The following is a 23,775-nucleotide window of genomic DNA, read 5'->3' on the forward strand; positions in this document are numbered from 1 at the left end:
CGGCGGCGCGACATCAGACGCAATGTCAACAACGCTGAGAGACATGGAGGAAGCCCGGATGTTCCGAAGATCGCTGAACTGCGCCGTGCTGCCCGTCGTCGCCGCACTCACGGTGATGTACGGCGGCTCGCCGGCCCAGGCCGAGGAGATACCCAAGGCCCCCGGCCACCGACTCGTCACCCACTACGACGGCGCCCCCGCGGCCGCCGCCCCCCTGCCCGGCGAGGCGCCGCCGCAGCACCCCTTCCTCGCGCCCAACGGCCGCAGCGGCATGCACTCCGACGCGGCGGGCAGCGCCACCTCCCCCTGGGCGGGGCCGCTCGGCAAGAACCCGAAGGTGACCAGCGAGAAGATCGCCGCGCTCGGCGGCGAGTGCGCGACCGCGACCTTCGACTCGGCCGGCCGGCTCGTCACGGTGTGCGGCACCTTCTCCGGCTTCAAGGTCAAGCTCCTGGAGCCCCGTACGCTCGCCACGCTCGCGGAACACCAGCTCCCGCAGCGCTCCTCGACGGTCGAGGCGATCACCTCGCTCGACTTCGCGAAGATCTTCAAGGACACCTCGGGCGGCGCCTACTTCTACCTGGACAACCTGGACCGCGCCGTGCTGGCCGACTCCCGCCAGCACATCCTGCGCCTGGCCCATTCCCAGAACCCCGACGGAAGCTGGAAGTTCACGGTCGACGACGACTGGGACCTCACCGGGCAGGTCCCGCACGACTGTGTGACCTGGACCAACCTGTGGCCCAGCGGTACCTGTGACCCCGTCACCTCCGTGATGCCCGACTGGAACGGCCGCATCTGGTGGGTCACCCGACAGGGCCGGGTCGGCACGGTGGATCCGGCGACCTCGCAGATCCGCTCCGTCCAGCTGCGGGGCGAGGAGATCCAGAACTCCTTCTCGGTCGCCGAGGACGGTGTCTCCATCGTCTCCGACCACGCGCTCTACAGCTTCCGTGCCGGTACCGACGGCACCCCCGAGATCCAGTGGCGCCAAGCGTACGACCGGGGCACGGCGTCCAAGCCCGGCTCGGTCAACCAGGGTTCGGGCACCACCCCGGACCTCTTCGGCCAGGGCTACGTCGCCATCACCGACAACGCCGACGACCGGATGAACGTCCTGGTCTACCAGCGGGGCGTGGACGTCCCCGCCGACCGGCGGCTGGTCTGCAAGGTGCCGGTGTTCGGCTCCGGCGCCTCGACCACCGACAACTCCCTCATCACCTGGGGCAACAGCATCGTCGTCGAGAACAACTACGGCTACGAGAACCCCACCACCCTGCTGCTGGGCAAGTCCGTCGTGGGCGGCGTGGCCCGCATCGACGTCCGCGCCGACGGCAGCGGCTGCGACACGGTCTGGGAGAGCGCGATCCGCGCTCCCTCCGTGGTCCCGAAGCTCTCCACCGCCAACGGGCTGCTCTACTTCTACGAGAAGGAGCCGAACGCCTGGGGCATCGACGCCTGGTACCTCACGGCCGTCGACTTCCGCACGGGTGAGCGCCGCTGGCGGCAGCTGACCGGCACCGGTCCGCTCTACGACAACAACTGGGCCCCGATCACCCTCGGCCCCGACGGCACCGCGTACGTCGGTGTCTTCAACGGCATCGTCGCGGTCCGCGACAACTGACGGACGAGCCGCCCGCCGCCGGACGCCTCCGGCAGTGGGCGGCTCGCGGCGCGTTCAGGGAGTACACCTTGCGCGGTGGCCCCTCGCTGACTACCGGTACTTGGCAACACTGAATAGCCCGGTCCTGATCCAGGCGGCCGTACCCGTGATCAGGCACCGTCCGCGCCGTTCCACTCGGGCTCGACGATCTCCGTCGGGTCCGAGGAGGCCTGCCCGGTGGATCATGTGACTACTAGGCTGCGTCGATGGACCGAGTAACCGATACACCCGAGGCCCGCGCCCTGTCTGCCGAACCGGCCCGGGTGAACGACTACGACCGTTTCGCCGAGGCGTACTCGGCGGAGAACGAGAACAACCTCGTGAACGCGTACTACGAGCGGCCCGCGATGTTAGCCCTCGCCGGCGACGTGGCCGGTCGCCGGATCCTGGACGCCGGCTGCGGGTCGGGCCCTCTGACCGCCGCACTGCGCGACCGCGGCGCGGTCGTCACCGGAATCGACGCCAGCGCCGGGATGCTCGCATTGGCAAGGCGACGGCTCGGTGAGGGCGTGGCCCTGCACGTGGCCGACCTGCGCGACCGCCTGCCGTTCGCCGACGGCGCGTTCGACGACGTGATCGCGTCGCTGGTGCTGCATTACCTGGAGGACTGGGGGCCGGCGCTGGCCGAGTTACGGCGGGTGCTCAGGCCCGGCGGGCGGCTGATCGCGTCGGTGGACCACCCGTTCGTGGCCTACACGATCCAGGATCCCCGGCCCGACTACTTTGCGACCACCAGCTATACCTTCGACTGGACGTTCGACGGGCAGGCCGTCCCGATGAGGTTCTGGCGCAGGCCCTTGCACGCGATGACCGATGCCTTCACCAGCGCCGGCTTCCGCCTCACCGTCATCAGCGAGCCGCAACCCGACACGGCCGCCCGCGAGCTGTTCCCCGACGGCTTCCGTGACCTTTCGACCCACACCACCTTCCTCTTCTTCGTCGTCGAGGTACCGCGGCCGGCCACCGGACCGGAGGCGTGATGCCCCACAAGGTGATTCTGGCGCTTCTCGCCATCGGCTCCTTCGCCGTCGGCACCGACGGCTTCGTCATCAGCGGGATTCTTCCCCTCATCGCCGGTGAGCTGGACGTGTCCGAACCGATGGCCGGACAGCTCGTCACGGCCTTCGCGCTGAGCTACGCGATCAGCGCCCCGGTCCTGATGACCGTGACCGCCGGCCTGTCCCGGCGCGTCATGCTGCGCGGCTCGATGCTCGCCTTCCTGCTCGCCAACCTGCTGGGCGCCTTCGCCCCGACGTACGGGGTACTGATGGCGGCCCGGATCCTGGCCGGGATCAGCGCCGCGCTCTACATGAACACGGCCGCGGCCACCGCGACCGCGCTCGCGGGGGAGCGGTACCGGGGCCGCGCGGTCTCCCTGATCATCGGCGGACTCACCGTGGCCACCGCGCTCGGGGTGCCCGGAGGCACCCTGGTCGGGCAACTCGGCAGCTGGAGACTCACGTTGGCGCTGGTCGTGGTACTGGCCGTGCCCGTGTTCATCGGGTTGTTCCTGGTGCTGCCCCCCGTGCCCCAGCCGCCCGTGATCAGCATGCGCGACCGGGTGCGGACCGGCGCGCAGCGGCCCGTGATGCTGGCCGTCCTCGCCAACCTGTTCGCGGTGGCGGGCTGTTTCACTGTCTTCACCTACCTGGCCGCCTTCACCCGCGCCACCACGGGCATGGACGACGCCCGGGTGAGCCTCGTCCTGCTGGTGTTCGGTGTCGCGGGCGCCTTCGGCAATGTGATCGGCGGCCGGCTCAGCGACCGCATCGGGGCGGAACGCACCTTCGCCGGATCGGTGTCGGGCGTCGTGGTCAGCATGGCGCTGCTGGCCGTGCTCGCGAGCTGTTTCGCCTCCGGCTCGGGGCTCGTGGTGGTGGTCTTCCTCGCCGTCACGGTCGCCTGGGGCACGGTCTACTGGGCCGAACCGCCCACCGCCATCCACCGCGTGCTCGACCTGGCGCCGACGGCCCCGAGCGTGGCCATCTCCGTCAACAGCTCGGCCTCGTACCTCGGGGTGGCCCTGGGCGGCGCGGTCGGCGGCGCGGTGCTCGACCGGCTCTCACCGGCCGCCCTGGCGTGGGCGGGCGTATGCCTGGAGCTGATCGCCCTCGCCCTGGTCGTCCTGCCGAGGGTGCTCGCCGCTCGCACCGGCCGGGCCCCGGCGTCCTCCGACGCGCCGCCGGAGCCAGTGCGCCACGGCGTGTGACCCCGTCAGTGCGCTGCCCGGCGGTGCCACTCCTCGGCGAGCAGCCGGTAGGAGTTCACCCGGTCCGCGTGCCCGTGGGTGATCGTGGTGATCAGCAGCTCGTCCGCGCCGGTCGCCTCCTGGAGCCGTTCCAGGTGATCGGCGACGGTCCGCGCGGAGCCGACGAACCGGGTCTCCACCCGGTCGGCCACCAGCCGCCGGTCCGCGTCGGTCCACGGCAGGGCCCGCGCCTCGGCCGGGGTGGGGTAGGGGATGGCCCCCTCGGCCGTCCGGATGCTGCGTACCCAGGCCCCGTACCCGGTGGCCAGTTCGCGCGCCGCCTCATCGTCCTCGGCCACCACCACATCGGCGGACACCGTCAGATAGGGCCGCTCCAGCTCGGCCGAGGGCTTGAAAGCGGCCCGGTACCCCGCGGCCGCCTCCAGCACCGCCGCCGGACTGACGTGGTAATTGGCCGCGAACCGGAGCCCGTTGCGACCCGCCGTCTCCGCACTCACCCCGCCGCTGCTGCCCAGGATCCACACCTCTACGTCGGCCCCCTCGCCGGGGACGGCATGCGCCTCCACCCCCTCCGGCGAGCGGTACTCGCCCCGCAGCAGCGCGAGCACGTCGTCGACCTGCTCGCCGTACTCCTGCGGCTGGGCCCCCGGCAGGTTCAGCAGCTTCTGCTGGAGGGCCACCCGCGGATGGCCCAGCAGATGGGCGAAGGAGAACGGGTCGGGGATCCGCAGCCCGTTCGGGGTGTACCCGTCCACGACCGGGGTGACCGGCGGCCGCGGGCCCGGACCGTCGGACGGCCGAGGGGGCCGGCCCGCCGAGCGGCCCAGCCCCAGGTCGATGCGCCCGGGGTGCAGCGCGTCGATCAGGCCGAACTCCTCGACGGTCGACAGCGCGGTGCGGTGCCCGAGCTGCACCGCGCCGGAGCCGAGCCGGATGGCCGAGGTCGCGGACGCGGTCAGCGCGAGCACGACCGCCGGGGAGGTTCCGGCCACCCCGGGATTGAGGTGGTGCTCGGCGAACCAGTAGCGGGCGTAGCCGAACTCCTCGGCCCGCCGGGCGAGATCGATGCTGTGCCGCAGGGCCTCGGCGGCGGTGGAACCGGACGGGACGGGGACGAGGTCGAGGACCCCGAGGGGGATGCCGGGCATGTCCGGGCTCCTTAAAGGTCGGGGAAGCAGGGGTCGGGTATCGCACGGCGCAGGACCGGCGCGATGTCCGACTGGAAGAGTTCGAGCGAGGCGCGGTGGTCCGCCTCGGCGAGCCCGCCCGCCTCTGCCCGCAGGTGCAGGGCCGTGTGGCCGAAGGCCTCGTGGTAGCGGTGCACCTTCTCGATCACCTGCTGGGGGCTGCCGATCAGTGCCGAGCTCCGCTCGACGAAGTCCTCCAGGGTCGGGAAGACGGGGGCCGTGCCCAGCTGCTGGTGGAAGGCGAGGTAGCGCGCGAACGCCGGCCGGTACGCCGCGACCGCCTGCTGCGAGGTGCGGGCCGCGTGGTACCCGGCCGTGCCCGCGCCGACCACCGCCCGGGCCGGATCGTGCCCGTAGTGCTCCCAGCGCTCCCGGTAGTGGCGGATCAGTTCCGCGTACGGGCCGATCGGGTGGGTGACGTTCGCAGAGAACAGCGGGTCGCCGTAACGCGCCGCGAGATCGACCGACTCCCGGCTCGTGGCACTGCCGTGCCAGACCCGCAGGGCCCGCTGGAACGGCCTCGGCAGCACCTCCGCACCGCTCAGCGCGGGCCGGAAGCGCGGTTCGGCGCTCACCTTGTCCTCCCGCCAGATCCGGCGGAACAGCTCGTAGCCCTCGGCGTTGCGTTCCCACTGGTCCTCGGGGGAGACCTGGAACAGCTCGCGCTGCGCCGTGCCGTTGCCCTTGCCGATCATCAGCTCCAGGCGGCCGTCGCTGAGGTGGTCGAGCGTCGCGTAGTCCTCGTACGCCCGCACCGGGTCGAGCAGGCTCAGGGTGGTGACGGCGGTGAACAGCCGGATCCGGCGGGTCAGCGCGGCGATGTGGCTGAGCACCACGGGCGGCGAGGAGGACAGGAACGGCCGCTCGTGGCGCTCGCCCACGCCGAAGCCGTCGAAGCCGAGCTCCTCCGCCAGCAGCGCGGCGGCGACCACCTCACGGAACCGCTCCCGGGTGGGCCTCAGGCCACCCGTCGCCGGGTCGGGGGAGTCCGTGATCAGGGTGATCGCGAGGAATTTCACGAGGCCGGGGCCGGGGCCGGAGCGGGAGCTGGAGCCGGGGCCGAAGCCGGGGGCGGCGCCGGAACCGCGAGGCCGAGGTGGTCGCGCAGGGTGGTGCCCTCGTACTCGGTGCGGAAGACCCCCCGCTCCTGGAGCAGCGGTACGACGGAGTCCGCGAAGCCGTCCAGACCGCCCGGGGTGATGTGGGGGACCAGGATGAAACCGTCGGCGGCGTCCGCCTGCACCAGCGTATTGATCGACTCGGCGATCGTGGCGGCCGAGCCGACGAAGGTCTGGTCGGCGGTGGTCGCGATGACCAGCTCGCGGATCGACAGGTTCTTGGCCCGGGCCAGCTCGCGCCACTGCCGGGCGGTGGCGAGCGGATCACGGAACTGCCGTACGCTCGCCCGCCCGAGGGCGATGGTGTTCTCCCCGACCCGGGGGTCGACCTCGGGCAGCGGACCGTCCGGGTCGTAGGCGGACAGGTCCCGGTTCCAGACGTGTTCCAGGTACTTGATCGCGGTCTGCCCGCTGACCTGGAGGCGGCGCACCTCGTGCGCGATCTCCCGTGCCTGCGCGTCGGTGTCCCCGAGGACGAAGGTGGCCGCGGGCAGGATCTTCAACTGGTCGTGCGTACGGCCGTGCCTGGCGATCCGGCCCTTGACGTCCGCGTAGAACTCCCTTCCCGCGTCGAGGGTTCCGTAGCGGCCGAAGATCGCGTCGGCGCCGGCGGCGGCGAACTCCCGGCCCTCGTCGGAGTCGCCCGCCTGGAAGATCACCGGACGGCCCTGCGGGCTGCGCGGCACGTTGAAGTGGCCCTCGATGTCGAAGTGCCGGCCCCGGTGGGCGAAGGCCCCGGCCCGCGCGTCCCGCAGGAAGGTGCCGGATCCCGCGTCGGCGGCGATCTCCGAGCCGTCCCAGGAGTCGAACAGCTCGGTGGCGGTGGCCAGGAACTCCTGGGCACGGGTGTAGCGGTCCTCGCGCGGCAGGAATCCGCCGCGCCGGAAGTTCTCGCCGGTGAAGGCGTCCCAGGAGGTGACCACGTTCCACGCGGCCCGGCCCTCCGAGAGGTGGTCGAGCGTGGCGAACTGGCGGGCCACCTCATAGGGCTCGTTGAAGGTGGAGCTGATGGTGCCGGTCAGGCCCAGGCGCTCGGTCACCGCGGCCAGACCGGCGAGCACCGTGAAGGTGTCGGGCCGGCCGACCACGTCCAAGTCGTATATCTCACCGCCCTGTTCGCGTAGCCGCAGCCCCTCCGCGAGGAAGAGGAAGTCGAACTTGGCGCGCTCTGCCGTCTGCGCGAAGTGGATGAACGAGTCGAAGTCGATATGGCTGCCGGCGGCCGGGTCGCTCCACACGGTGGTGTTGTTGACGCCCGGGAAGTGGGCCGCGAGATGGATCTGCTTGAGCGGCTTGCTGCTCATGGTTCGTCCTTCCGGAGGGTCCGGGTCGGGCGGCGGGCCGGGCCGTGATCAGGCTGCGGGCCGCGCGTAACGGTTGGCAGGGCGGTCCAGCCCGAGCAGGCCGCGCAGGGTGTCCGCCTCGTACTCCTGGCGGAAGGCCCCGCGCCGCTGCAGCTCCGGCACCAGCCCCCGGGTGAGGGCGGGCAGGTCGTGGGCGATCACGCCCGGCCGCAGCAGGAAGCCCGACAGGCCTGCCGCACGCCGATCCAGGAGCAGGTCCGCCAACTGCCCGGGGCTCCCGGTGAAGACCGCGCCGTCACCGGCGTACGCGACACCCGCGAGCGCGTCGAGGCGCTCCAGGCGTGCGGCGGCCGCCGGAGCGTCCGCGTCGAGGAACACCGTGAGGTCCCCGAAGAGGTGCAGCGGGTCCGCCGCGAGCCCGGTCGCCTCCCGGGCGCGCCGGATCGCCGACACGGCGGCGCGCGTACCGTCGCCGTCGTGCGCGGCCACGTACCCGACCTCGGCGGACCGGGCGACGAGCGCGTACGAGGCCTCGCCGTCGCCGGACGCGCTGACGACGGGCTGTCCCTGTGGCGGGCGCGGGGTGATCGACGGACCCCTCACACTGAAGTGGCGGCCCTCGAAGTCGATGTGGTGCAGTTTCTCGCGGTCGACGAACCGGCCCGTGGCCACGTCGCGGATCTCGGCGTCGTCCTCCCAGCTGTCCCACAGCCGCCGGATCACCTCGACGTGGTCGGCGGCCTCCGCGTACAGCTCCCCGTCCGCGAACGGAGCGGTCCGCCGCCCGAAGTGCCGTGCCTCGTGGGCGAGCCCCGACACCTGGATCCGCAGACCGGCCCGGCCGCGGCTCACGTGGTCGAGCGTCGCGATCGCCTTGGAGATGTGGAAGGGCTCGGTGTGGGTGGCCGTCACGGCCGGGACGAGCCCGATGTGCCGCGTCAGGGGTGCGACACGGGCGGCGGTGAGCACCGCGTCCAGCCGCCCGCGGACCCGGTCCGTGCGCGCGTCGGGTCCGGTGGGCGAGGAGGACTGAAGGGCGAGGCCGTCCTCGAAGGTGATGAAGTCGAGCAGTCCGGTCTCGGCCTCGGCGGCGAGACCGGCCCAGTAGCGGGCGGTGAAGAGCTCGGCGGGCCGGGCACCCGGCTCGCGCCAGGCGGCCGGGTGACGGCCCGCGCCGTCGAGGGCGACGGCGAGGTGCAGGGGCGCCGGGGACGATGAGGAAACGGACACGGAGAATTGCGCCTTCCTGCTCGGCGTACGGAAAGGGGAAGCCGATGCGGGAACACTTGATTCGGCCCGTCATCAATTTCTTCGAAAACGCTACGCCCGATAGCGGTGCCATACAATGACGGGAATATTAAGAGAAGTTGGCAGCGGTGTTGCCCGGGGCCCGGACGGCCAGGAAGAAGGGCCGGCGGCGCAGGGTGAAGCCGATCGACTCGTAGAGCCGGATCGCACGCGTGTTGCTCGCCGCGGTGTGCAGGAACGGGACCTCGCCCCGCTCCCGGATGCCCGCGGCGACGGCCCGCACCAGCCTCGTCGCCAGGCCCTGGCCCCGGTGGTCGGGATGGGTGCACACCGCGCTGATCTCGGTCCAGCCGGGCGGACGCAGCCGCTCCCCGGCCATCGCGGCCAGCCGGCCCTGCCGGCGGATGCCGAGGTAGCCGCCCAGCTCGACGGTACGGGGCAGGAAGGGCCCGGGCTCGGTCAGCCGGATCAGCCCGAGGACTTCCGGCACGTCGGCGGCGCCCAGCCGGACCGCCTCCGGGGCCGGCTCGGCGCGCAGCGAGGTGTCGACGAGCTGGACGCCCTGGATCCGCCCGACGGTCTCCCAGTCGTCGGGCGGGGTCAGCACCCCGGCGAGCGAGGCGACCTCGCCGTCGCCGACCAGCGCGCGCAGGTCGGCCCAGGAACGCGGGTCGTCCGGGTCGGCGAGGGCGGCGAAGGGCGAGACGTGCGGGGAGTACCGGGCGGCGCGGGTGCCGCCGCCCGCCGGGTGCTCGGCGAAGGCGGTGTGCGCGCCGGACAGGGAGGCCCAGGCCGGGTGGTCCAGGAGCACCGGGTTCGCGGAGAGCCTGGCGGGGGCGAACAGAACACCGCCGGCCAGGCCCAGCACCGCGCTGTACGCGGCCACCTGGAGGGTGATGAGCAGCCCGTCGAGGATGACGGGCCGCAGGAACCAGTAGGCGAAGCGGTCCCATGGGTAGAACGGGTTGGTGAGCAGCCCGTGCACGGCCTGGGAGGCGAGCACCAGCACGACGCCGGTGGCGAGCCACCGCCCGGGCCGGCGGAGCGGGCGGACCCGCTCGGCCGGCGCGGGCGGGCCGGAAGGGCCGGTGGGCGCGGCGAGGACAAGGGATTCGGTCACGGACACTCCGGCAGCTTCGACAAATCGAAGAATCGAAAGGCAGCCGTCATGCCGGAAAGAAGAGGCCGCCGATGTCGTTATCTGCGGCGTAAACTGGGCAGCCGGGAGAAGGGCTGTCAACGCTCCTGACCGGTATCCGGATAAGCGTGCGGCAATTTAATCAGCCGTACATGAAACGCCTTCCGGTGAAATAATTCGGGGTGCGTGGAGTGTGTGGGGTGTGGGGGGACTGACGGGGTGTGAGGGGTGTGAGGGTGTGCCTCACAGCCAGGGGATCTGCTCCGCGGCGTACCGGTGGGCGCGGAAGACCGAGTTCTGGGCGCCGGCCGAGGACTCCAGGCCCACGCCTTCCCCGAAGGACCGGAACTGCGGGACCACGAACTCCCACACGACCTCCCCGCCGGGGGTCACCTCGAAGAGCCGTCCGAAGGAGCCTTCGGCGATGAAGGTGTTGCCGTTCGGCAGGCGCTGGGCGCTGGACATGTACGGGCTGAAGAAGTTCTGCGGCGGGTTGTCCTCGTACGCCCACACCTCCTTGCCGGTGGACGGGTCGAGCTCCAGCACCCGCGAGTACGGCACCGAAGTGGTGTCGCGGTAGGTGCCGTTGTCGAAGACCAGCAGGGTGCCGCCGGGCAGTTCGTGCGGATGGTGCTGCTGGGCCAGCACGTCCGGGCCGATGCGCCACCGCACGGACCCGTCGGCGCGGTCCACCGACACGGTGGTGGACGCGCTGCGGAAGCCCACCACGATCGAGCCGTCCGCGCTCTCGTTGACGGTGTTGGCCATCGGCCAGTGGTTGCGGGCGAAGTGCGGGTTCAGCGGCACCTCCTCCGGGTCCAGGTGCTCGATGGCGGCCCAGCGCCACACGATCTCCCCGTCCCAGGTCAGTTCGTACACCACGTCCCCGTAGATCACGCCGCCGGGCGCCTCCGATCCGGGGATGCCGCCCCGGATCCGGGCCGCGTCGGCCGGGCCCAGCGGCTCGACGGCCCCGATGATCAGGTTGCCGTTGCGCAGGAGGGAGGCGTCGTGGTGGTGGAAGGGGTGCCGGACCTCGCGGATCACGGTCGAGTCCGGGGCCAGCTCCTGGAAGATGCCGCCGTGGTAGACGTCCCAGATGGGGAAGAGGGTCGGGCCGCTCGTGTCCTTGGCCGCGTAGAAGAGGTTTCCGTTCGGCAGGATCTGCGCCTGGCGGCCGGGCGGGTGCGGGGAGTTCCAGGTGTGGACCGGCCGGCCCTCGATGTCGACGAGGTGGATCTCGCCGGCGCTGGTGATCGGTGTGTAGAGGGTGAGTCCGCCGTAGCTGCGCTCGGCGTCGTGGGCGATCAGGCCGACGCCGCGGCGGCGCAGGGTGTTCTGGTCGACGGTCATGGGATCTCTCCTGGGTGTGTGTGCGTGTGTGCTTGCGCTTGCGTGAGCGTGTGCGTGGTCAGCGGACGGTGACGGCGGCCGGGTCGACGGCCGTCAGGGGGCCGGCGTTCAGGTACCGCAGCAGTGCGGCGCGGTCGGCGGCGCCGGGCAGGTTCTGGGCGGCCTTGGCCCAGGCGGCCTCCTCCTCCAGCTGCGCCAGAAGTTCGGGGGAGAGGGTGGCGCCGTACGTGTAGCGCGGCTGGTAGGTGTCGACGTAGGCGGCCTGGAGGACGCCCCTGGACTGGGCGAGTAGGGCCTTGCGCGCCCCGGCCGGGTCGGCGCCGAGCTCCCGCTGGGCGCGCAGCAGCGTGCGCAGGACCGCGGTGGTGCTCTCCTCGTTCGCCGAGGGTCCGGCGACGAGGAGGGTCCTGGCCGTGTACCCGGTGAAGGGGAGCTCGGCGTAGGAGCCGCCCAGGGCGGTGCGCGCGGCGTCGTAGAAGCTGGGGAAGGTGACCCCGGCGTCGATGTCCCCGCGGGCCAGGGCCGAAGTGACCTGGTTCGGGGCGAGGTTGACCACGGTGATGTCCGCCGCGGTCAGCTGTGCCGAGGCGAGCATCCGCGACAGCGCGTACTCGACGTTCGTGCCCTGCGGGACTCCGACCTTGCGGCCCTTCAGTGCGGCGAAGCCGGTGATCTGCCGGTCGGTCCGGGTGAGCAGGCGCCAGTCGGAGAACCGGGACAGGTCGGCGACGACCCGCAGCTCGCGCCCGCTCAGCGCGGCCGTCACGGCGGGCAGATCGCCGACGACGCCGAGCTGGGCCTGGCCGCCGAGTACGGCGTTCAGCGCGTCCCGGCCGGTGGGCTGGGTGGTGACGGTGGCCTCGATGCCCTCGGCCGACCAGAGGTCGCGCTCCTCGGCCACGTGGACGGGGGCGCCGCCGAGATGGTCGCTCGCGGCGAGGGTGACGGCCGGACGGCCGCCGTCCGCCGGGCCCGACGGGGCACCGGCGCAGGCCGTGGCGAGCGGGGAGAGCAGGGCGGCCAGCAGTACGGCGGCCACCGCGCGGGGTCTGAGCATGGTGAACGGTCCTTCCGTGGACATGAGCGGGATCATTCGGAGCCGAGGTGGCGGGCGATCAGGGAGCGCAGGTCGGGATCGGGCGGCCCGGCCGGCACGGCGTGGTCGGCGAGCACCCGCCCGGGACTCCCGCCGAGGACGATCACGCGCCCGGCGAGCGCCAGCGCCTCGTCGATGTCGTGCGTGACGAACAGGACGGTGGTGCCTCGGCGTTGCCACAGCTCCCGCAGCAGGGTCTGCATCCGGGTCCGGGTCAGCGCGTCCAGCGCTCCGAACGGCTCGTCCATCAACAGCACTTCGGGTTCCGCGGCCAGTGCCCGGGCCAGCGCCACCCGCTGCTGCATGCCGCCCGACAGCTGGGCCGGGTACTTCTCCGCGCCGTCCGCGAGCCCCACCTCGGCCAGCGCCGCGAGGGCGCGCCGGCGGCGCTCCGCGCGGGGCAGTCCGAGGCGCTTGAGGGCGAACTCGACGTTGCCGCGGGCCGTGCGCCACGGGAACAGCGCGTAATGCTGGAACACCGCGCCCCGCTCCGGGCCGGGCCCGCGCACCGGCACCGCGCCCGCGGTCACCTGCCCGGCGGTGGGCCGTACGAAGCCGGCCACCGTGTTGAGGACCGTGGACTTGCCGCATCCGCTGGGCCCGAGCAGCGCCGTGAACGAGCCCGCCGCGAACTCCAGGTCGGTGTGCTCCAGTACCGGCGCACCGGCCCCGTAGCCCGCCGAGAGCCCCTCCAGCCGTACCTCCAGGCTCATGACGCGCTCCAGTGCACGAACCGGCGGCCCACGGCGGCCAGTACGAGGTCGACGGCCACCCCGAGCAGCCCGAGCACGAGCAGCCCCGCGAACATCCGGTCCACCCGCAGGAACTGGCCGTCCACCTGGAGCCGGTACGCCAGTCCGCTGTCCGCGCCGCCCAGTTCGGCCGCCACCAGCGCGAGCAGGGCCACCGAGGCCCCGTAGCGCAGTGCCGCGAGCAGGGCGGGAGCGGCGGCGGGCAGCAGCACCTCGGTGAACCGCCGGTGCAGCGGGGCCCCCAGCGACCGGGCCGCCCGCAGATGGGAGACCGGCACCCGGGACACCCCGTCGTGGACGTACAGCCAGACGGCGAGCAGGACGGCGTACGCGATGAGCAGGCGCTTGGCACTCTCGCCGATGCCGAACCAGGCGGTCGCGAGCGGGACCAGCGCGATGGCCGGGATCGGCCGCAGGAAGGAGATCACCGGGGTGACGGCCGCGGACACCTTCGGCAGGTAGCCGGTGGTGAAGCCGAGCGCGCTGCCGATGACGGCGCCCAGGGCGAAGCCCTGTCCGGCCCGGGCCAGGCTGGCGCCGAGGTCGGCGACCAGGGTGCCGCTGCGGGCGCTGTCCGCCAGGGCGGCCGCGGTCTGCCCGGGTGTGGGCAGCAGTCCCGGGGCGACGCCGCCGGAGTGGGCGAGGAGGTACCAGAGCGCGAGTACGACACCGGCCGCGCCCAGGGCCGGGCCGAGTCCGGCGAGGCCCCGGCCGGGGGGTGAGGGGGTGGCGTGCACGGGGCGGCTCCTCGTTTGTTCCGGCGCGTCCGTTCCGACGCGTTGATAAGTGAGGTCAATAATTGACCACGCTTATGACGAGAGTGTTGCGGCCGTGCGAAACCTCCCGCGGCCCCCGGCACGCCGGACCCGATGAGGTACGTTCACCTGCGTGTCTCGCCCAGAACCCACCCCCGAAGCGATCGAGGTCGGACGGGTGATCCGCGGCTGCCGCAAGCAGCGCGGCGTCTCCATGGCCGCACTCGCCGCCCGCTCAGGCCTCTCCCAGCCCTTCCTCAGCCAGCTGGAACGCGGACTCGCCACGCCCAGCCTCAGCTCGATCTACCGGATCGCCGAGGCCCTGGACGTCACCCCGGGCACCTTCCTGCGGCCGCCCGACCGGCCCGGCGCCGTCAGCCACGAGAGCGACCCCCAGGTGATCCGCGTGAACGAGGCCGCGGGACAGATCGCCCAGGTGCTCATCCCCGGCGGGCGCAGCACCGTGATGGAGGCCTACGAGCACCACTTCGAGCCCGGCCGGGGCGAGCGCGGCTGGTTCGAACACCCCGGAGAGGACTTCCTCTACGTCCTGGAGGGCGAGATCGTCCTGGAGGTCGAGGGCGAGGACCCGCTGACCCTGCGCGCGGGCCAGAGCGCCCACCACCGGGGCGAACTCCCGCACCGCTGCCGCCTGTCGGGCCCGGCCGCGGCACGCACCCTGCTCGTCGTCGCGAACGCCTGAGCCCGACCGGCAAGGCCCCCCTCAGGCTGGCCCCCCGTCCCGCCCCCCGTCCCGCCCCCCGGGCCCGGACGTTCGCAGCCTGTCGACCGCCGCCAGCCGCGCCCCGACGTCCAGGTCCCACAGCCGTACGGTGCCGTCCGTACTGCTGCTGGCCACCGTCCGCCCGTCGGGGGCGAAGACGACGCCCCACACCGCGTTCGCGTGGCCGGACAGCGTGGCCAGCGTCCGGCGCCCGGCCACGTCCCACAACCGGACCGTGCGGTCGTTGCCGCTGCTCGCGAGCGTGCGGCCGTCGGGGGAGAAGGCGAGGCCCCGCGCCGAGCCGGTGTGCCCGGCCAGCGCCGCCTGGAAGCGGTGGCGCCGCGCGTCCCACAGCCGGACGGTCCCGTCGTTGCCGCTGCTCGCCAGCGTCCGCCCGTCCGGGCTGAAGGCCACACCGCGCACCGCGCCCCGGTGGCCGGTGAGGACGGTGAGCGGGCGGCGCCCCGCCACGTCCCACAGACGGACCGTCAGATCGTCCCCGGCGCTCGCCAGAGTGCGCCCGTCGGGGCTGAACACCACATCGTTGGCGAAGTCCGTGTGACCGGTGAGGACGGCGAGCGGGCGGCGCCCCGCCACGTCCCACAGCCGGACGGCGCCGTCGGAACCGGCCGAGGCCAGGGTCCGCCCGTCCGGGGAGAAGGCCACCGCGAACACGGTCCCGCCCGGTCCGTCGAGCACGGTGGACCGGCCGCGGGCCGCGGTGTCCCAGAGCCGGATCGTGCCGTCGGAGCCGGCCGAGGCCAGGGTCCGCCCGTCGGGCGCGAAGGCCACCGAGAACACCGTCTCGCTGTGCCCCGCGAACGTGGCCAGCACCCGGCGCCCCGCGACGTCCCACAGCCGTACCGCGTGATCGGACTCCGCGGTGGCCAGCCACTTCCCGTCCGGGCTGTACGCGGCGTGCCAGACCTCCGTGAACGGCCGCGAGGTCAGTACCGCGCCCCGCAGGTCCCACAGCACCACCGACTGGTCGAAACCGGCGGTGGCCAGCACCGCGCCACCGCTGTCCACGGCCACCCCGAGGACGTAGTCGGTGTGGCCGGCGAGCGTGGCCGTGGCCCGGCCCCCGGCCACGTCCCACAGCCGGGTCGTACCGTCGCCGCCCGCGCTGACGACCGTCGTCCCGTCCGGGGTGTAGGCGACCCCGTTCACGTCGTCGCTGTGCCCGGTCAGCGTGGCGGTCGTCCGGCGCCCGGCCACGTCCCACAGCCGTACCGTGCGGTCGACGCCCCCTGTGGCGACCGTACGGCCGTCCGGGGCGAAGGCCACGCCCAGCACCTCGTCGGTGTGCCCGGTGAGGACGGCCGTGGGACCTGCCTCCACCGGATCCCACAGCCGTACGGTCCGGTCGGCGCCGGCCGACACCAGCGTCCGGCCGTCGGCGGCGTACGCCAGGGCGTTCACCCGCCCGGTGTGGCCGGTGAGGGACGCGAGGGCGTGGTGGTCCCCGGCGGCGTCCCACAGCCCGATCGTCCCGTCGGCACCGGCGACGGCCAGGCTCCGCCCGTCGGGCGCGAAGGCCACGGCCCGGGCACCCGCCGTACTCGCCGGGAGCTGCGCCCCCGCGCCGCGTCCGGCGGTGTCCCAGAGCCGCGCCGGCCCGTCCGTCGACGTGGCCGCGAGCATCGAGCCGTCGGGACTGAAGGCCACCGCGCGCACCCGCCCGGGCATGGTGAAGGTCGCGATCGTCCGGCGGTCGGCCACCCGCCGCAGGATCACCGTCCCGTCGGAACCGGCCGTCGCCAGCGTGCCGTTGCCCGGGCCGAAGGCCACCGCGTTGACCGGCCCGCCGTGCCCGCCCAGGCGGGCGACGAACGGCTGGGACTGGGTACTCAGCAGCGCCCCGCGGGCCTCGCTCGTCGCCGAGGTCCGGTACGCCTCCCCGGCGAGCAGCATCGAGGCCTCGGGCCGGCCCGCGGCCAGCGCCGCGGACTCCAGGGCGAGCGCCCGCGAACGGGCGACGCGCTCCTGGCCGAGCGCGCCCGCGCGCTGCTGGTACGCGAGCCCGCCCGCGCCCATCGCGAGGACCAGCAGGACCACGAGCGTGGCCAGCGTCCACTGCCGCAGCCGCACCTGCCGCCCGGCCTGCCGCTCACGGCTGTCCTGCGCGTCCTGGCTCGCCCGCAGGAAGGCGGCCTCCAGCGGGCCGAGCCGACTCCTGCCGTCGTGCTCGTCGGCCCAGGCCCGGGCGGTCTCCAGCCGGGTCCCGCGGTGCAGCGCCGACGGATCGCGGCCCTCGCGCCCCCATTCGGCGGCGGCGTGGGCCAGTTGCTGGTGGACCAGCAGCCCGGCCCGGTCGGCGCGGATCCAGCCGCGCAGCCGCGGCCAGGCGTGCAGCAGGGCCTCGTGGGTGATCTCGACGGTGTCGCTGTCCATGGTGATCAGGCGGGCCCGGACGAAGGTGTCGAGCGCGGCCGCGGCGGGGCCCGCGTCGGCCAGCTGTTCCATCAGGGCGGTCCGGCTCATCCGGCGGCGCGTGGCGCCCGTACCGTCGGCCACGTGCACCAGCCGCACCAGGACGCGGCGGAGCGTGTTCTGCTCGGCCGGGTACAGGCGGGTGAACACCTCCTCGGCGGTGCGGGCGATCGCCCCCTGGATGCCGCCGGTGCGCTCGTACCCGTCGACGGTCAAGGTGGCGCCCTCGCGCTGGCGCCAGGTGGCCAGCAGGGCGTGCGACACCAGGGGGAGCACCCCGGAGGGAGTCCGGTCGGGATGGTCGTCGCGCAGTCCGGCATCGCGCATCAGCAGCGGGAACAGGCCCGGTTCGAGGGTGAGGCCGGCGAGGTCCGCCGGGCGGGTGATCGATTCCCGCAGCTCCGCCAGGGACATCGGGGGCAGGACGAACAGCCCCCGGGTGAAGACCGTGGCCAGCTCCGGCAGGTCCAGGCAGTCCCCGGAGAAGTCGGCCCGCACGCCGAGCACCACGACGGCGGGGTCGACAGCCTCTGCTTCGAGGCCGTCCGGCTCGGGACGCGCGGCCGCCAGCGCGCACAGCACCCGGACGAACGCCCGCCGCTCGTCCTCGTCGGAGCACAGCGTGAACAGCTCCTCGAACTGGTCGACGAGCAGCACCGGACGCGGGGGCGGCGGCGTCCGGTCCGGTCCGTCCGCCGGGGGACCGCCCGAGCGCCGCCGGACGGCTTCGAGCAGCGCGTGCGGCCGGTTCCGGACCTCGCCCACGGTGATGCCGAGATCGCCGCCCAGGGCTTTCGCGGCGCAGTCCAGCAGTTCCCCCAGCGGGTGTGCGGTGGGCGTGAACCGCAGCACGGGCCAGGTGTCGGAGCCCGGCATCGGGAAGCCGCCCCCGCGCAGCGCCGGCACGAGACCGGCGTTCAGCAGGGAGGACTTGCCGGCGCCCGACGGGGCGAGCAGCATCAGCGGCCCGTCGCCGATCCGTTCGAAGACGCGCTCGATCAGCTCGGCCGTCGCCCGGTCCCGGCCGAAGAACCAGCCGGCCTCCCGTGCGGTGAAGGCCGGCAGGCCCCGGTAGGGGCACGCACCGTCGGCCTGCGGACCGGCGCCGCTGCCGCCGCTGCCGTCGGCCCCGCCGTCGCCGCGCGGCCCCGTTTCCCGGACCATCCGCACCAGTTCACCCCCGGCCCGCAGTACGTCGTCGCAGCGTCGTGCGACGTCGACGGTGACGCGCTTCGAGCCGGTCTCGATCTTGCTCAGATAGCCCTTGCTGTAATGGGTCTGCCGGGCGAGGTCCGCGAGGGACAGGCCACGTTGCACCCGCAGACGTCTCAGCTGTGCGGGAAAGGGCATCGCGGCGTCGTCGGACTCGTGCGGGCGGTCGGTCTTCCGCCGGCGGTCCGGATCCCCCAAGACATCCCCCATGGCAGTGCGCGCCCAGGCAGCGGTACGGGAGCGCCCAGGCTACAGCGGGGGTGGGGCGGACGGCCGCCCCTTCGAACCGGTATGACCAGCACACAAATGTGTGGAGCCGCCCGGCCGACGGCTCCGCACGCCGCCCTGAAGGGGGTGCCGCTACGGGTTGAGCCGGACCGAGTTGACGGGCGTGAGGTCGGCGTAGACACCGGTCTTGGCGGCGATGGGGCTGCCGCAGCCCGAGCCTCCGGTGCCGGTGCACAGATGTGCGGTCGCACCGCCGTACTGGTTGTTGAGCACCCAGTGGTTCCCGAACTGATTCGTCAGCTTGTGCGCCCCGTAGGTGTAGAAGACGTGCGTCGGCTTGACGGCGGGGTTCTGGTTCTGAGGGTAGATGCAGACCGCCCCGTCCGGGCAGCCGGCCCACGCGTCGGCCGGCTTGGCCTCGACCGTACCGCTGAGCGCGATCACGGCCACGACGGAGGTGGCGAGCGCGGCGGCGCCGCGGAACATCTTGCGCATGATTTCCCCTTGTGGTGCTGGCCTCGTGCTGACGGCTCCAGCCTGCCCCCGGCCCGCACCGGGGTCGACGGGTTGCCCGTTGACCATCGCGGCAGCGCCCGGGAAACCCCCTGCCACCAGCCCGGGCGCAGAGCGGCGGGCAACCGCCGGGCGGAGCGGCGTAAGACTTTCGTCATCGGTGCGGGCATGGCGCACGGCGGCCCGGCCGCGTTGAATCCGTACGTAGTGACCGGCAAAGGCGAAGAAGAGGGAACGGCAGTGACACGGACAAGGCGCGGACGGCTGTGGGGCGGAGCATCGATCGCGGCGGCGGTGGTGCTGGCGGTGGCGCTGTACTGGCTGCAGCCGTGGAAGCTGTGGCAGGACGAGACCGTCCGCGAGGCGCTCCCGGCCGCCGCCGCGCCGTCGGGCCCGGGCGCGCCCGCGGCCGTACCGGGTGCCCCGGCCGCCGCGGTGACCGTGGCCCGCGGGACGCTCATCAGCCACGAGCACAGCACCACCGGCGCGGTGGAGCTCATCCGGCTCCCCGACGGGTCCCACACCCTGCGGCTGGCGAACCTCGACACCAGCAACGGCCCGGACCTGCGAGTGTGGCTGACCGATGCCCCGGTGAAGGAGGGCGTGGCGGGCTGGCGCGTCTTCGACGACGGCAAGCACGTGAGCCTCGGCAAGCTCAAGGGCAACAAGGGGGACCAGAACTACCCGGTGCCCGCCGACGTGAACGTCGCCGAGTTCACCAGCGTCACCATCTGGTGCGACCGCTTCGACGTCTCCTTCGGAGCGGCGAGCCTCGCCGCCGTGTGACGCGCCTCCGGGGTCCGTCCGGGCCGGGCGACACGCCGTAGGGCCGGAGCTGATCGGGCGTCACCCCGTTCGGCCGTCTCCCGGAGTACGACTATCCACTCCTCCGGACGGCAAAATGCGGCCGTTTGCCCACGAGATGTATCCATCCGCCCATGCGGTGTGGCAATAGGTCGTAATCGCCCATAACTTCAGAATCGTGACGAACCGACAAATCAAGTCCCTCACGTGCATCGCAGTCGTCATGGCCGCAGGTCTCGGCGTGCTCGCGCCGACCGCCGCCGCCGAGGCCGGACGCAGAGTGCACCCGGGCGACTCGATCCAGGACGCGGTGAACTACGCCAGGCCGGGCGACATCATCACCGTGATGCCCGGCACCTACTACGAGAACGTGCTGATCACCAAGCGGCTGACCCTGCGCGGCTTCGGTGCCCGTACGGTGATCAAGCCGCCGGTCACGGCTGCCACACCGGTCACGCCGGTCACGCCGGTCGCCCCGGTGGCGCCGGCCCCCGGCGCGTCGGCGGCGCCGGTGGCACCCGGAGCGGCCGCGACGCCGACCGCGGCGACGGCACCGTCCGGCCGGGCGCTCGCCTGCTCGCAGGCCGACACCGGAATCTGCGTCATGGGGACGGCGGAGCAGCCCGTCGTCGGCGTGGACATCCGGTCGCTGACCGTCTCGGGCTTCAAGCGCAACGGCATCTGGGCCTCCTACACCGACCGGCTGAGCGTCCAGCGGGTGATCGCCGAGAAGAACGGCACCTGGGGCATCGCCCAGGAGCGTTCCACCCGCGGGCTCTTCCGCGACAACACCGCCCGCGACAACGTGGAGTCGGGCCTCTTCATCGCCAACACCGTCGACCGGGAGGGCGGTGCCACCGACACCCTGGGCGCCGTGGTCCGCAGGAACACGCTGACCGGCAACCGGATCGGCGTCACCGTCCGGCGCGTCCGGAACCTCTCCGTCTACGGCAACACCCTCACCGGCAACTGCGGCGGCATCTTCGTCGTCGGCGACGAGGGTGAGCCCGGCGCCGGGGACATGACCATCCGCAACAACCGGATCCACGAGAACAACAAGTTCTGCAAGGGCAACAGCCGCCTCCCCGACATCCAGGGCGTCGGCATCGTCCTCACCGGAGCCGAGGAAACGGTCGTGCGTTCGAACGACATCCGCGGCAACGTCGGAGCCTCCCCGCTGTCGGGCGGAATCCTGCTGTTCAAGAGCTTCGTGGGCGCGACGAACACCGACAACGTCATCCGGGACAACGTGGTGCGCGACAACAAGCCGGCGGACCTGGCCAACCAGGGGACCGGCACGGGCAACCAGTTCGTCAACAACCGGTGCGCATCTTCCGTGCCGGCCGGGATGTGCTGACGCGTGACCTCCCTGATCAGCAGAATCGAGGCCTCATGACCACGGTAAGTCCCACCCCGACCCCGATCCCGTCCCCCCAGCACACCCCCCAGCCGGCCATGCGCCTGCGGGAGCTCGTCTTCGGAGCGGCCTGCGCCGCCGCCGTACGGGCCGCGGCCCGCCTCGCGGTGGCCGACGCCCTCGGGGAGTCGCCCGCCACCGCCGCCGAACTCGCGGTGGCGGTCGACTCCGAGCCGCTGCCCCTGCAACGGCTGCTCCGCGCCCTGTCCTGCTACGGGATCTTCGCGGAGACGGAGGACGGGAAGTTCGTCCACACGGAGATGTCGCGACTGCTGCGCGAGGACGACCCGCACAGCCTGCGCTACATCGCCCTGTGGTGCACGGAGCCCTGGACCTGGCAGGCCTGGCCGCGGCTCGACGACGCCGTCCGGTCCGGCGGCAGCGTCTTCCACGAGCTGTACGGCAAGGGGTTCTTCGACTACCTGCACCAGGACGCGCACGAGTCGGCCCACGTGTTCAACCGGGCCATGACCACCTCCAGCATGCAGTCGGCGCTGGACGTCGCGGAGCTCCTCGACCTCACCGGGATCTCGGTCGTCGCGGACATCGGCGGCGGCCAGGGACACGTACTGGCGAGCCTGCTGGAGAAGCACGCGGCGGTACGAGGCGTCCTGCTCGACCTGCCGGGCGTGGTGGCGAAGGCGGATCCGCGGCTGCGCGAGGACGGTCCGCTCGCCGCGCGGGCCGACATCGTCCCCGGGGACTGCCGTGAGGCCATCCCGGTCGACGCCGACATGTACATCATCAAGAACATCCTGGAGTGGGACGACGACAGCACCCGCAGAACCCTGCGCAACGTCGTCGAGGCGGCCCGCCCCGGGGCCAGGGTCGTGATCATCGAGAACCTGGTCGACGACACCCCGTCGATGAAGTTCACCACGGCCATGGACCTGCTGCTGCTGCTCAACGTCGGTGGCGCGAAGCACACCAAGGCCAGCCTCTGCGCCCGCATGGAGGACGCCGGACTGGTGATCGGCGAGATCCGGCCGGTCAACGCGTACCTGCACGCGTTCGAGTGCACCGTGCCCGGGTGACGCCGGCCGGCATAGGACCGCAACGCCTCGAGACCGGCACGAAGCCGGTCTCGAGGGCGTTACCGGGTGTCCCGGGCGCAGGCGTCAGGCCGCCAGGGCGTTGTTGACGAGGTCGAGGAACTCGCGCGGCGACTTGCACCGGTCCGCGTCGGCGGGCAGCGGCTTGCTGTGCCGGTTCTCCAGCTCACCGACGATGCCGAGGAGTCCCAGGGAGTCGAGCCCCCACTCGTCGAAGCCCGAGTCGGGGCGGCTCGCCATGGCCGCGGGGTCGACGGTGACGCCGGCCCCCTTCTTCATCAGGGCGGCCAGTTCTTCCATGGTCAGTCGAGCGGTCATGAGGGACAACTCCTCAGGCTTGGACCGGCGCACGCCGGTCGGTGATCAGGCGCATTTCAGAGCGCGCGAGGAAGCGGGAGATCTCCTGGTCGGTGGTGGGGACGCCGTCCTTGGCGCTGTCGAGCAGCCGGGCGAGCACGGCCGCCTTGTGGTCGCCCTCGACGCCGAGGGCCAGTGCGGGGCGCGCGTCGAGCGGGCCGCGCAGGTCGAGGAGGCGCACGACGATGTCGTCGCGCTGGAAGACGGTGCTGCCCTCGATGGGGCTCGTCGGGTCGTCCACGGCCGCCTCGTCCTGCCCGGCGAGCAGCCGGGCGAGCGCCATGCCGCACCCGTCCTTCGCGGGGTAGAACAGGGCGTGCCGCCTGACGTCCGCGGACTCGCGGCCGCCGGCCGCCACATGGTGCACCGCCGGGAGCGCCGCACGGGTGAAGAACATCCGGGCCGATCCGGGGTCGCTGAGATCCCGGTCCTGCTCCAGGTACGGGTTGATGGCCTCCTCCAGCGCCCGTACCTCGGGCTGCTGGGACACATGGCGCAGGGCCGCGAGAAGGTCGCCCTCGACCTCGACCGCCCGCACGACACGGTTGCCGTGCATGAACAGCGAGGTGCGGCGCAGCCGGGTGCTCTCGTCGACCTGGGCCTGCGGGGAGGTGTACCCGGCCAGGAGTTCCGCCACCACCGGCTCGCTGCCGGGCTTCACGGTGAAGGTGAGCGCGTGGCGGACCACGCCGTCACCGCGCCGCGGAGCGACCTGGAGGCTGTCCCGGGCCCGGTCCGCGGCGCCCGGTGAAGAGGCGGCGGAGGGCGGGCCGGCAGGGGAGAGGGTGCCGGGGCCCGGCCCCTTGCCGGTCACGTGCAGCACGCTGAAACGCAGCGAGCGGGTGTCCCGTACGCAGCCGTGGAGCGGCTGCACCGACGCGACGTGTTCCTCGCTGTTGACCCAGGCCAAGAACCGCGGTGCGCTCTCCCATTCGCTGGTGATGAGCCACTGCGACGGATTCTCGATCGACTGGCACAACTCGTCGCTGATGTGTCCGGGGACGGAGGACACCTGCTTGCGGAGATGTTCGTACACCTCCAGGAACTGATTCTGCGCACCGTCGTACAGATCCAGCAGCAGCACGACCCGAAGCCTCGAGCCGTCGAAGGCGGACTGGGATATCCGTTCCGACAAGGTTGTCATCGTTCACACTCCTTCGAGACCACACGGTCGCCACGGGGCGGCGCCACCCGAACCGATCGTTGTCCCGT

At 72.7% G+C, this 23,775-nt stretch carries 20 protein-coding genes; 7 read left to right on the forward strand and 13 right to left on the reverse strand.

Features of this window, described 5'->3' with window-relative positions:
* Nucleotides 1–58 precede the first annotated feature (58 nt).
* From ACFY04_RS30655 to ACFY04_RS30665, 3 genes are all read left to right on the forward strand, one after another.
* A complete protein-coding gene (locus ACFY04_RS30655; RefSeq protein WP_389121665.1) occupies nucleotides 59–1,624 on the forward strand; it encodes a hypothetical protein in 1,566 nt (521 codons plus the stop codon).
* Between the two features lie 245 nt (nucleotides 1,625–1,869).
* Nucleotides 1,870–2,643: a class I SAM-dependent methyltransferase gene (locus ACFY04_RS30660; protein WP_389121667.1), complete on the forward strand. Its 774-nt coding sequence runs from the start codon at nucleotides 1,870–1,872 to the stop codon at nucleotides 2,641–2,643.
* On the forward strand, nucleotides 2,643–3,872 hold the full coding sequence (locus tag ACFY04_RS30665; protein WP_389121669.1) for an MFS transporter: 1,230 nt from the start codon (nucleotides 2,643–2,645) through the stop codon (nucleotides 3,870–3,872). The genes ACFY04_RS30660 and ACFY04_RS30665 overlap by 1 nt, the downstream gene beginning before the upstream one ends.
* 5 nt (nucleotides 3,873–3,877) lie before the next feature.
* On the opposite strand, the gene ACFY04_RS30670 is transcribed toward ACFY04_RS30665, so the two are convergent.
* The 9 genes from ACFY04_RS30670 to ACFY04_RS30710 all read right to left on the reverse strand — a co-directional run bounded on the left by ACFY04_RS30670 (nucleotide 3,878) and on the right by ACFY04_RS30710 (nucleotide 13,805).
* Nucleotides 3,878–5,020 (reverse strand): LLM class flavin-dependent oxidoreductase, encoded by a 1,143-nt coding sequence (locus tag ACFY04_RS30670; RefSeq protein ID WP_389121670.1) that lies wholly within the window; start codon nucleotides 5,018–5,020, stop codon nucleotides 3,878–3,880.
* A gap of 11 nt (nucleotides 5,021–5,031) precedes the next feature.
* Complete coding sequence (locus tag ACFY04_RS30675) at nucleotides 5,032–6,078, reverse strand: LLM class flavin-dependent oxidoreductase (RefSeq protein ID WP_389121671.1); 1,047 nt, start codon at nucleotides 6,076–6,078, stop codon at nucleotides 5,032–5,034.
* Nucleotides 6,075–7,481 (reverse strand): NtaA/DmoA family FMN-dependent monooxygenase, encoded by a 1,407-nt coding sequence (locus tag ACFY04_RS30680; protein WP_389121672.1) that lies wholly within the window; start codon nucleotides 7,479–7,481, stop codon nucleotides 6,075–6,077. The genes ACFY04_RS30675 and ACFY04_RS30680 overlap by 4 nt, the downstream gene beginning before the upstream one ends.
* Before the next feature lie 48 nt (nucleotides 7,482–7,529).
* Nucleotides 7,530–8,711 (reverse strand): LLM class flavin-dependent oxidoreductase, encoded by a 1,182-nt coding sequence (locus ACFY04_RS30685; protein WP_389121674.1) that lies wholly within the window; start codon nucleotides 8,709–8,711, stop codon nucleotides 7,530–7,532.
* A 127-nt stretch (nucleotides 8,712–8,838) separates the two neighbouring features.
* On the reverse strand, nucleotides 8,839–9,588 hold the full coding sequence (locus ACFY04_RS30690) for a GNAT family N-acetyltransferase (RefSeq protein ID WP_389121749.1): 750 nt from the start codon (nucleotides 9,586–9,588) through the stop codon (nucleotides 8,839–8,841).
* A 522-nt stretch (nucleotides 9,589–10,110) separates the two neighbouring features.
* The gene (locus ACFY04_RS30695; RefSeq protein WP_389121676.1) at nucleotides 10,111–11,220 is read right to left on the reverse strand and encodes an aryl-sulfate sulfotransferase; all 1,110 of its coding nucleotides are present in this window, start codon (nucleotides 11,218–11,220) and stop codon (nucleotides 10,111–10,113) included.
* A 58-nt stretch (nucleotides 11,221–11,278) separates the two neighbouring features.
* Nucleotides 11,279–12,301 carry an ABC transporter substrate-binding protein gene (locus tag ACFY04_RS30700; protein WP_389121678.1) on the reverse strand — a complete coding sequence of 341 codons (1,023 nt, stop codon included), beginning with the start codon at nucleotides 12,299–12,301 and terminating at the stop codon, nucleotides 11,279–11,281.
* 8 nt (nucleotides 12,302–12,309) lie between these two features.
* Nucleotides 12,310–13,029, reverse strand: coding sequence for an ABC transporter ATP-binding protein (locus ACFY04_RS30705; RefSeq protein ID WP_389121681.1), 720 nt, complete (start codon nucleotides 13,027–13,029; stop codon nucleotides 12,310–12,312).
* Nucleotides 13,026–13,805 carry an ABC transporter permease gene (locus tag ACFY04_RS30710; RefSeq protein WP_389121683.1) on the reverse strand — a complete coding sequence of 260 codons (780 nt, stop codon included), beginning with the start codon at nucleotides 13,803–13,805 and terminating at the stop codon, nucleotides 13,026–13,028. Before ACFY04_RS30710 ends, ACFY04_RS30705 begins: the two co-directional genes overlap by 4 nt.
* 151 nt (nucleotides 13,806–13,956) lie before the next feature.
* Here ACFY04_RS30710 and ACFY04_RS30715 point away from each other — a divergent pair, with 151 nt between their 5' ends.
* Nucleotides 13,957–14,526 carry a helix-turn-helix domain-containing protein gene (locus ACFY04_RS30715; RefSeq protein ID WP_389121686.1) on the forward strand — a complete coding sequence of 190 codons (570 nt, stop codon included), beginning with the start codon at nucleotides 13,957–13,959 and terminating at the stop codon, nucleotides 14,524–14,526.
* Nucleotides 14,527–14,547: 21 nt separating this feature from the next.
* Here the strand turns inward: ACFY04_RS30715 and ACFY04_RS30720 are convergent, their stop codons facing one another.
* Nucleotides 14,548–18,390, reverse strand: a complete 3,843-nt coding sequence (locus ACFY04_RS30720) for a helix-turn-helix domain-containing protein (RefSeq protein ID WP_389121688.1) — start codon at nucleotides 18,388–18,390, stop codon at nucleotides 14,548–14,550.
* Nucleotides 18,391–18,552: 162 nt separating this feature from the next.
* Complete coding sequence (locus ACFY04_RS30725; protein WP_389121690.1) at nucleotides 18,553–18,915, reverse strand: hypothetical protein; 363 nt, start codon at nucleotides 18,913–18,915, stop codon at nucleotides 18,553–18,555.
* A 258-nt stretch (nucleotides 18,916–19,173) separates the two neighbouring features.
* Here ACFY04_RS30725 and ACFY04_RS30730 point away from each other — a divergent pair, with 258 nt between their 5' ends.
* From ACFY04_RS30730 to ACFY04_RS30740, 3 genes are all read left to right on the forward strand, one after another.
* Nucleotides 19,174–19,719 carry a DM13 domain-containing protein gene (locus ACFY04_RS30730; RefSeq protein ID WP_389121693.1) on the forward strand — a complete coding sequence of 182 codons (546 nt, stop codon included), beginning with the start codon at nucleotides 19,174–19,176 and terminating at the stop codon, nucleotides 19,717–19,719.
* A 196-nt stretch (nucleotides 19,720–19,915) separates the two neighbouring features.
* Nucleotides 19,916–21,094 (forward strand): nitrous oxide reductase family maturation protein NosD, encoded by a 1,179-nt coding sequence (locus tag ACFY04_RS30735; RefSeq protein WP_389121695.1) that lies wholly within the window; start codon nucleotides 19,916–19,918, stop codon nucleotides 21,092–21,094.
* A 35-nt stretch (nucleotides 21,095–21,129) separates the two neighbouring features.
* Nucleotides 21,130–22,188 (forward strand): methyltransferase, encoded by a 1,059-nt coding sequence (locus tag ACFY04_RS30740; protein ID WP_389121698.1) that lies wholly within the window; start codon nucleotides 21,130–21,132, stop codon nucleotides 22,186–22,188.
* A gap of 84 nt (nucleotides 22,189–22,272) precedes the next feature.
* On the opposite strand, the gene ACFY04_RS30745 is transcribed toward ACFY04_RS30740, so the two are convergent.
* Together ACFY04_RS30745 and ACFY04_RS30750 are read right to left on the reverse strand one after the other, a co-directional pair.
* Nucleotides 22,273–22,524 (reverse strand): acyl carrier protein, encoded by a 252-nt coding sequence (locus tag ACFY04_RS30745; protein WP_314251526.1) that lies wholly within the window; start codon nucleotides 22,522–22,524, stop codon nucleotides 22,273–22,275.
* 13 nt (nucleotides 22,525–22,537) lie between these two features.
* On the reverse strand, nucleotides 22,538–23,707 hold the full coding sequence (locus tag ACFY04_RS30750) for a SchA/CurD-like domain-containing protein (RefSeq protein ID WP_389121703.1): 1,170 nt from the start codon (nucleotides 23,705–23,707) through the stop codon (nucleotides 22,538–22,540).
* Between the last annotated feature and the right edge of the window lie 68 nt (nucleotides 23,708–23,775).

The sequence above is a fragment of the Streptomyces sp. NPDC001549 genome (genome assembly GCF_042894025.1).
Classification (GTDB): domain Bacteria; phylum Actinomycetota; class Actinomycetes; order Streptomycetales; family Streptomycetaceae; genus Streptomyces; species Streptomyces kutzneri.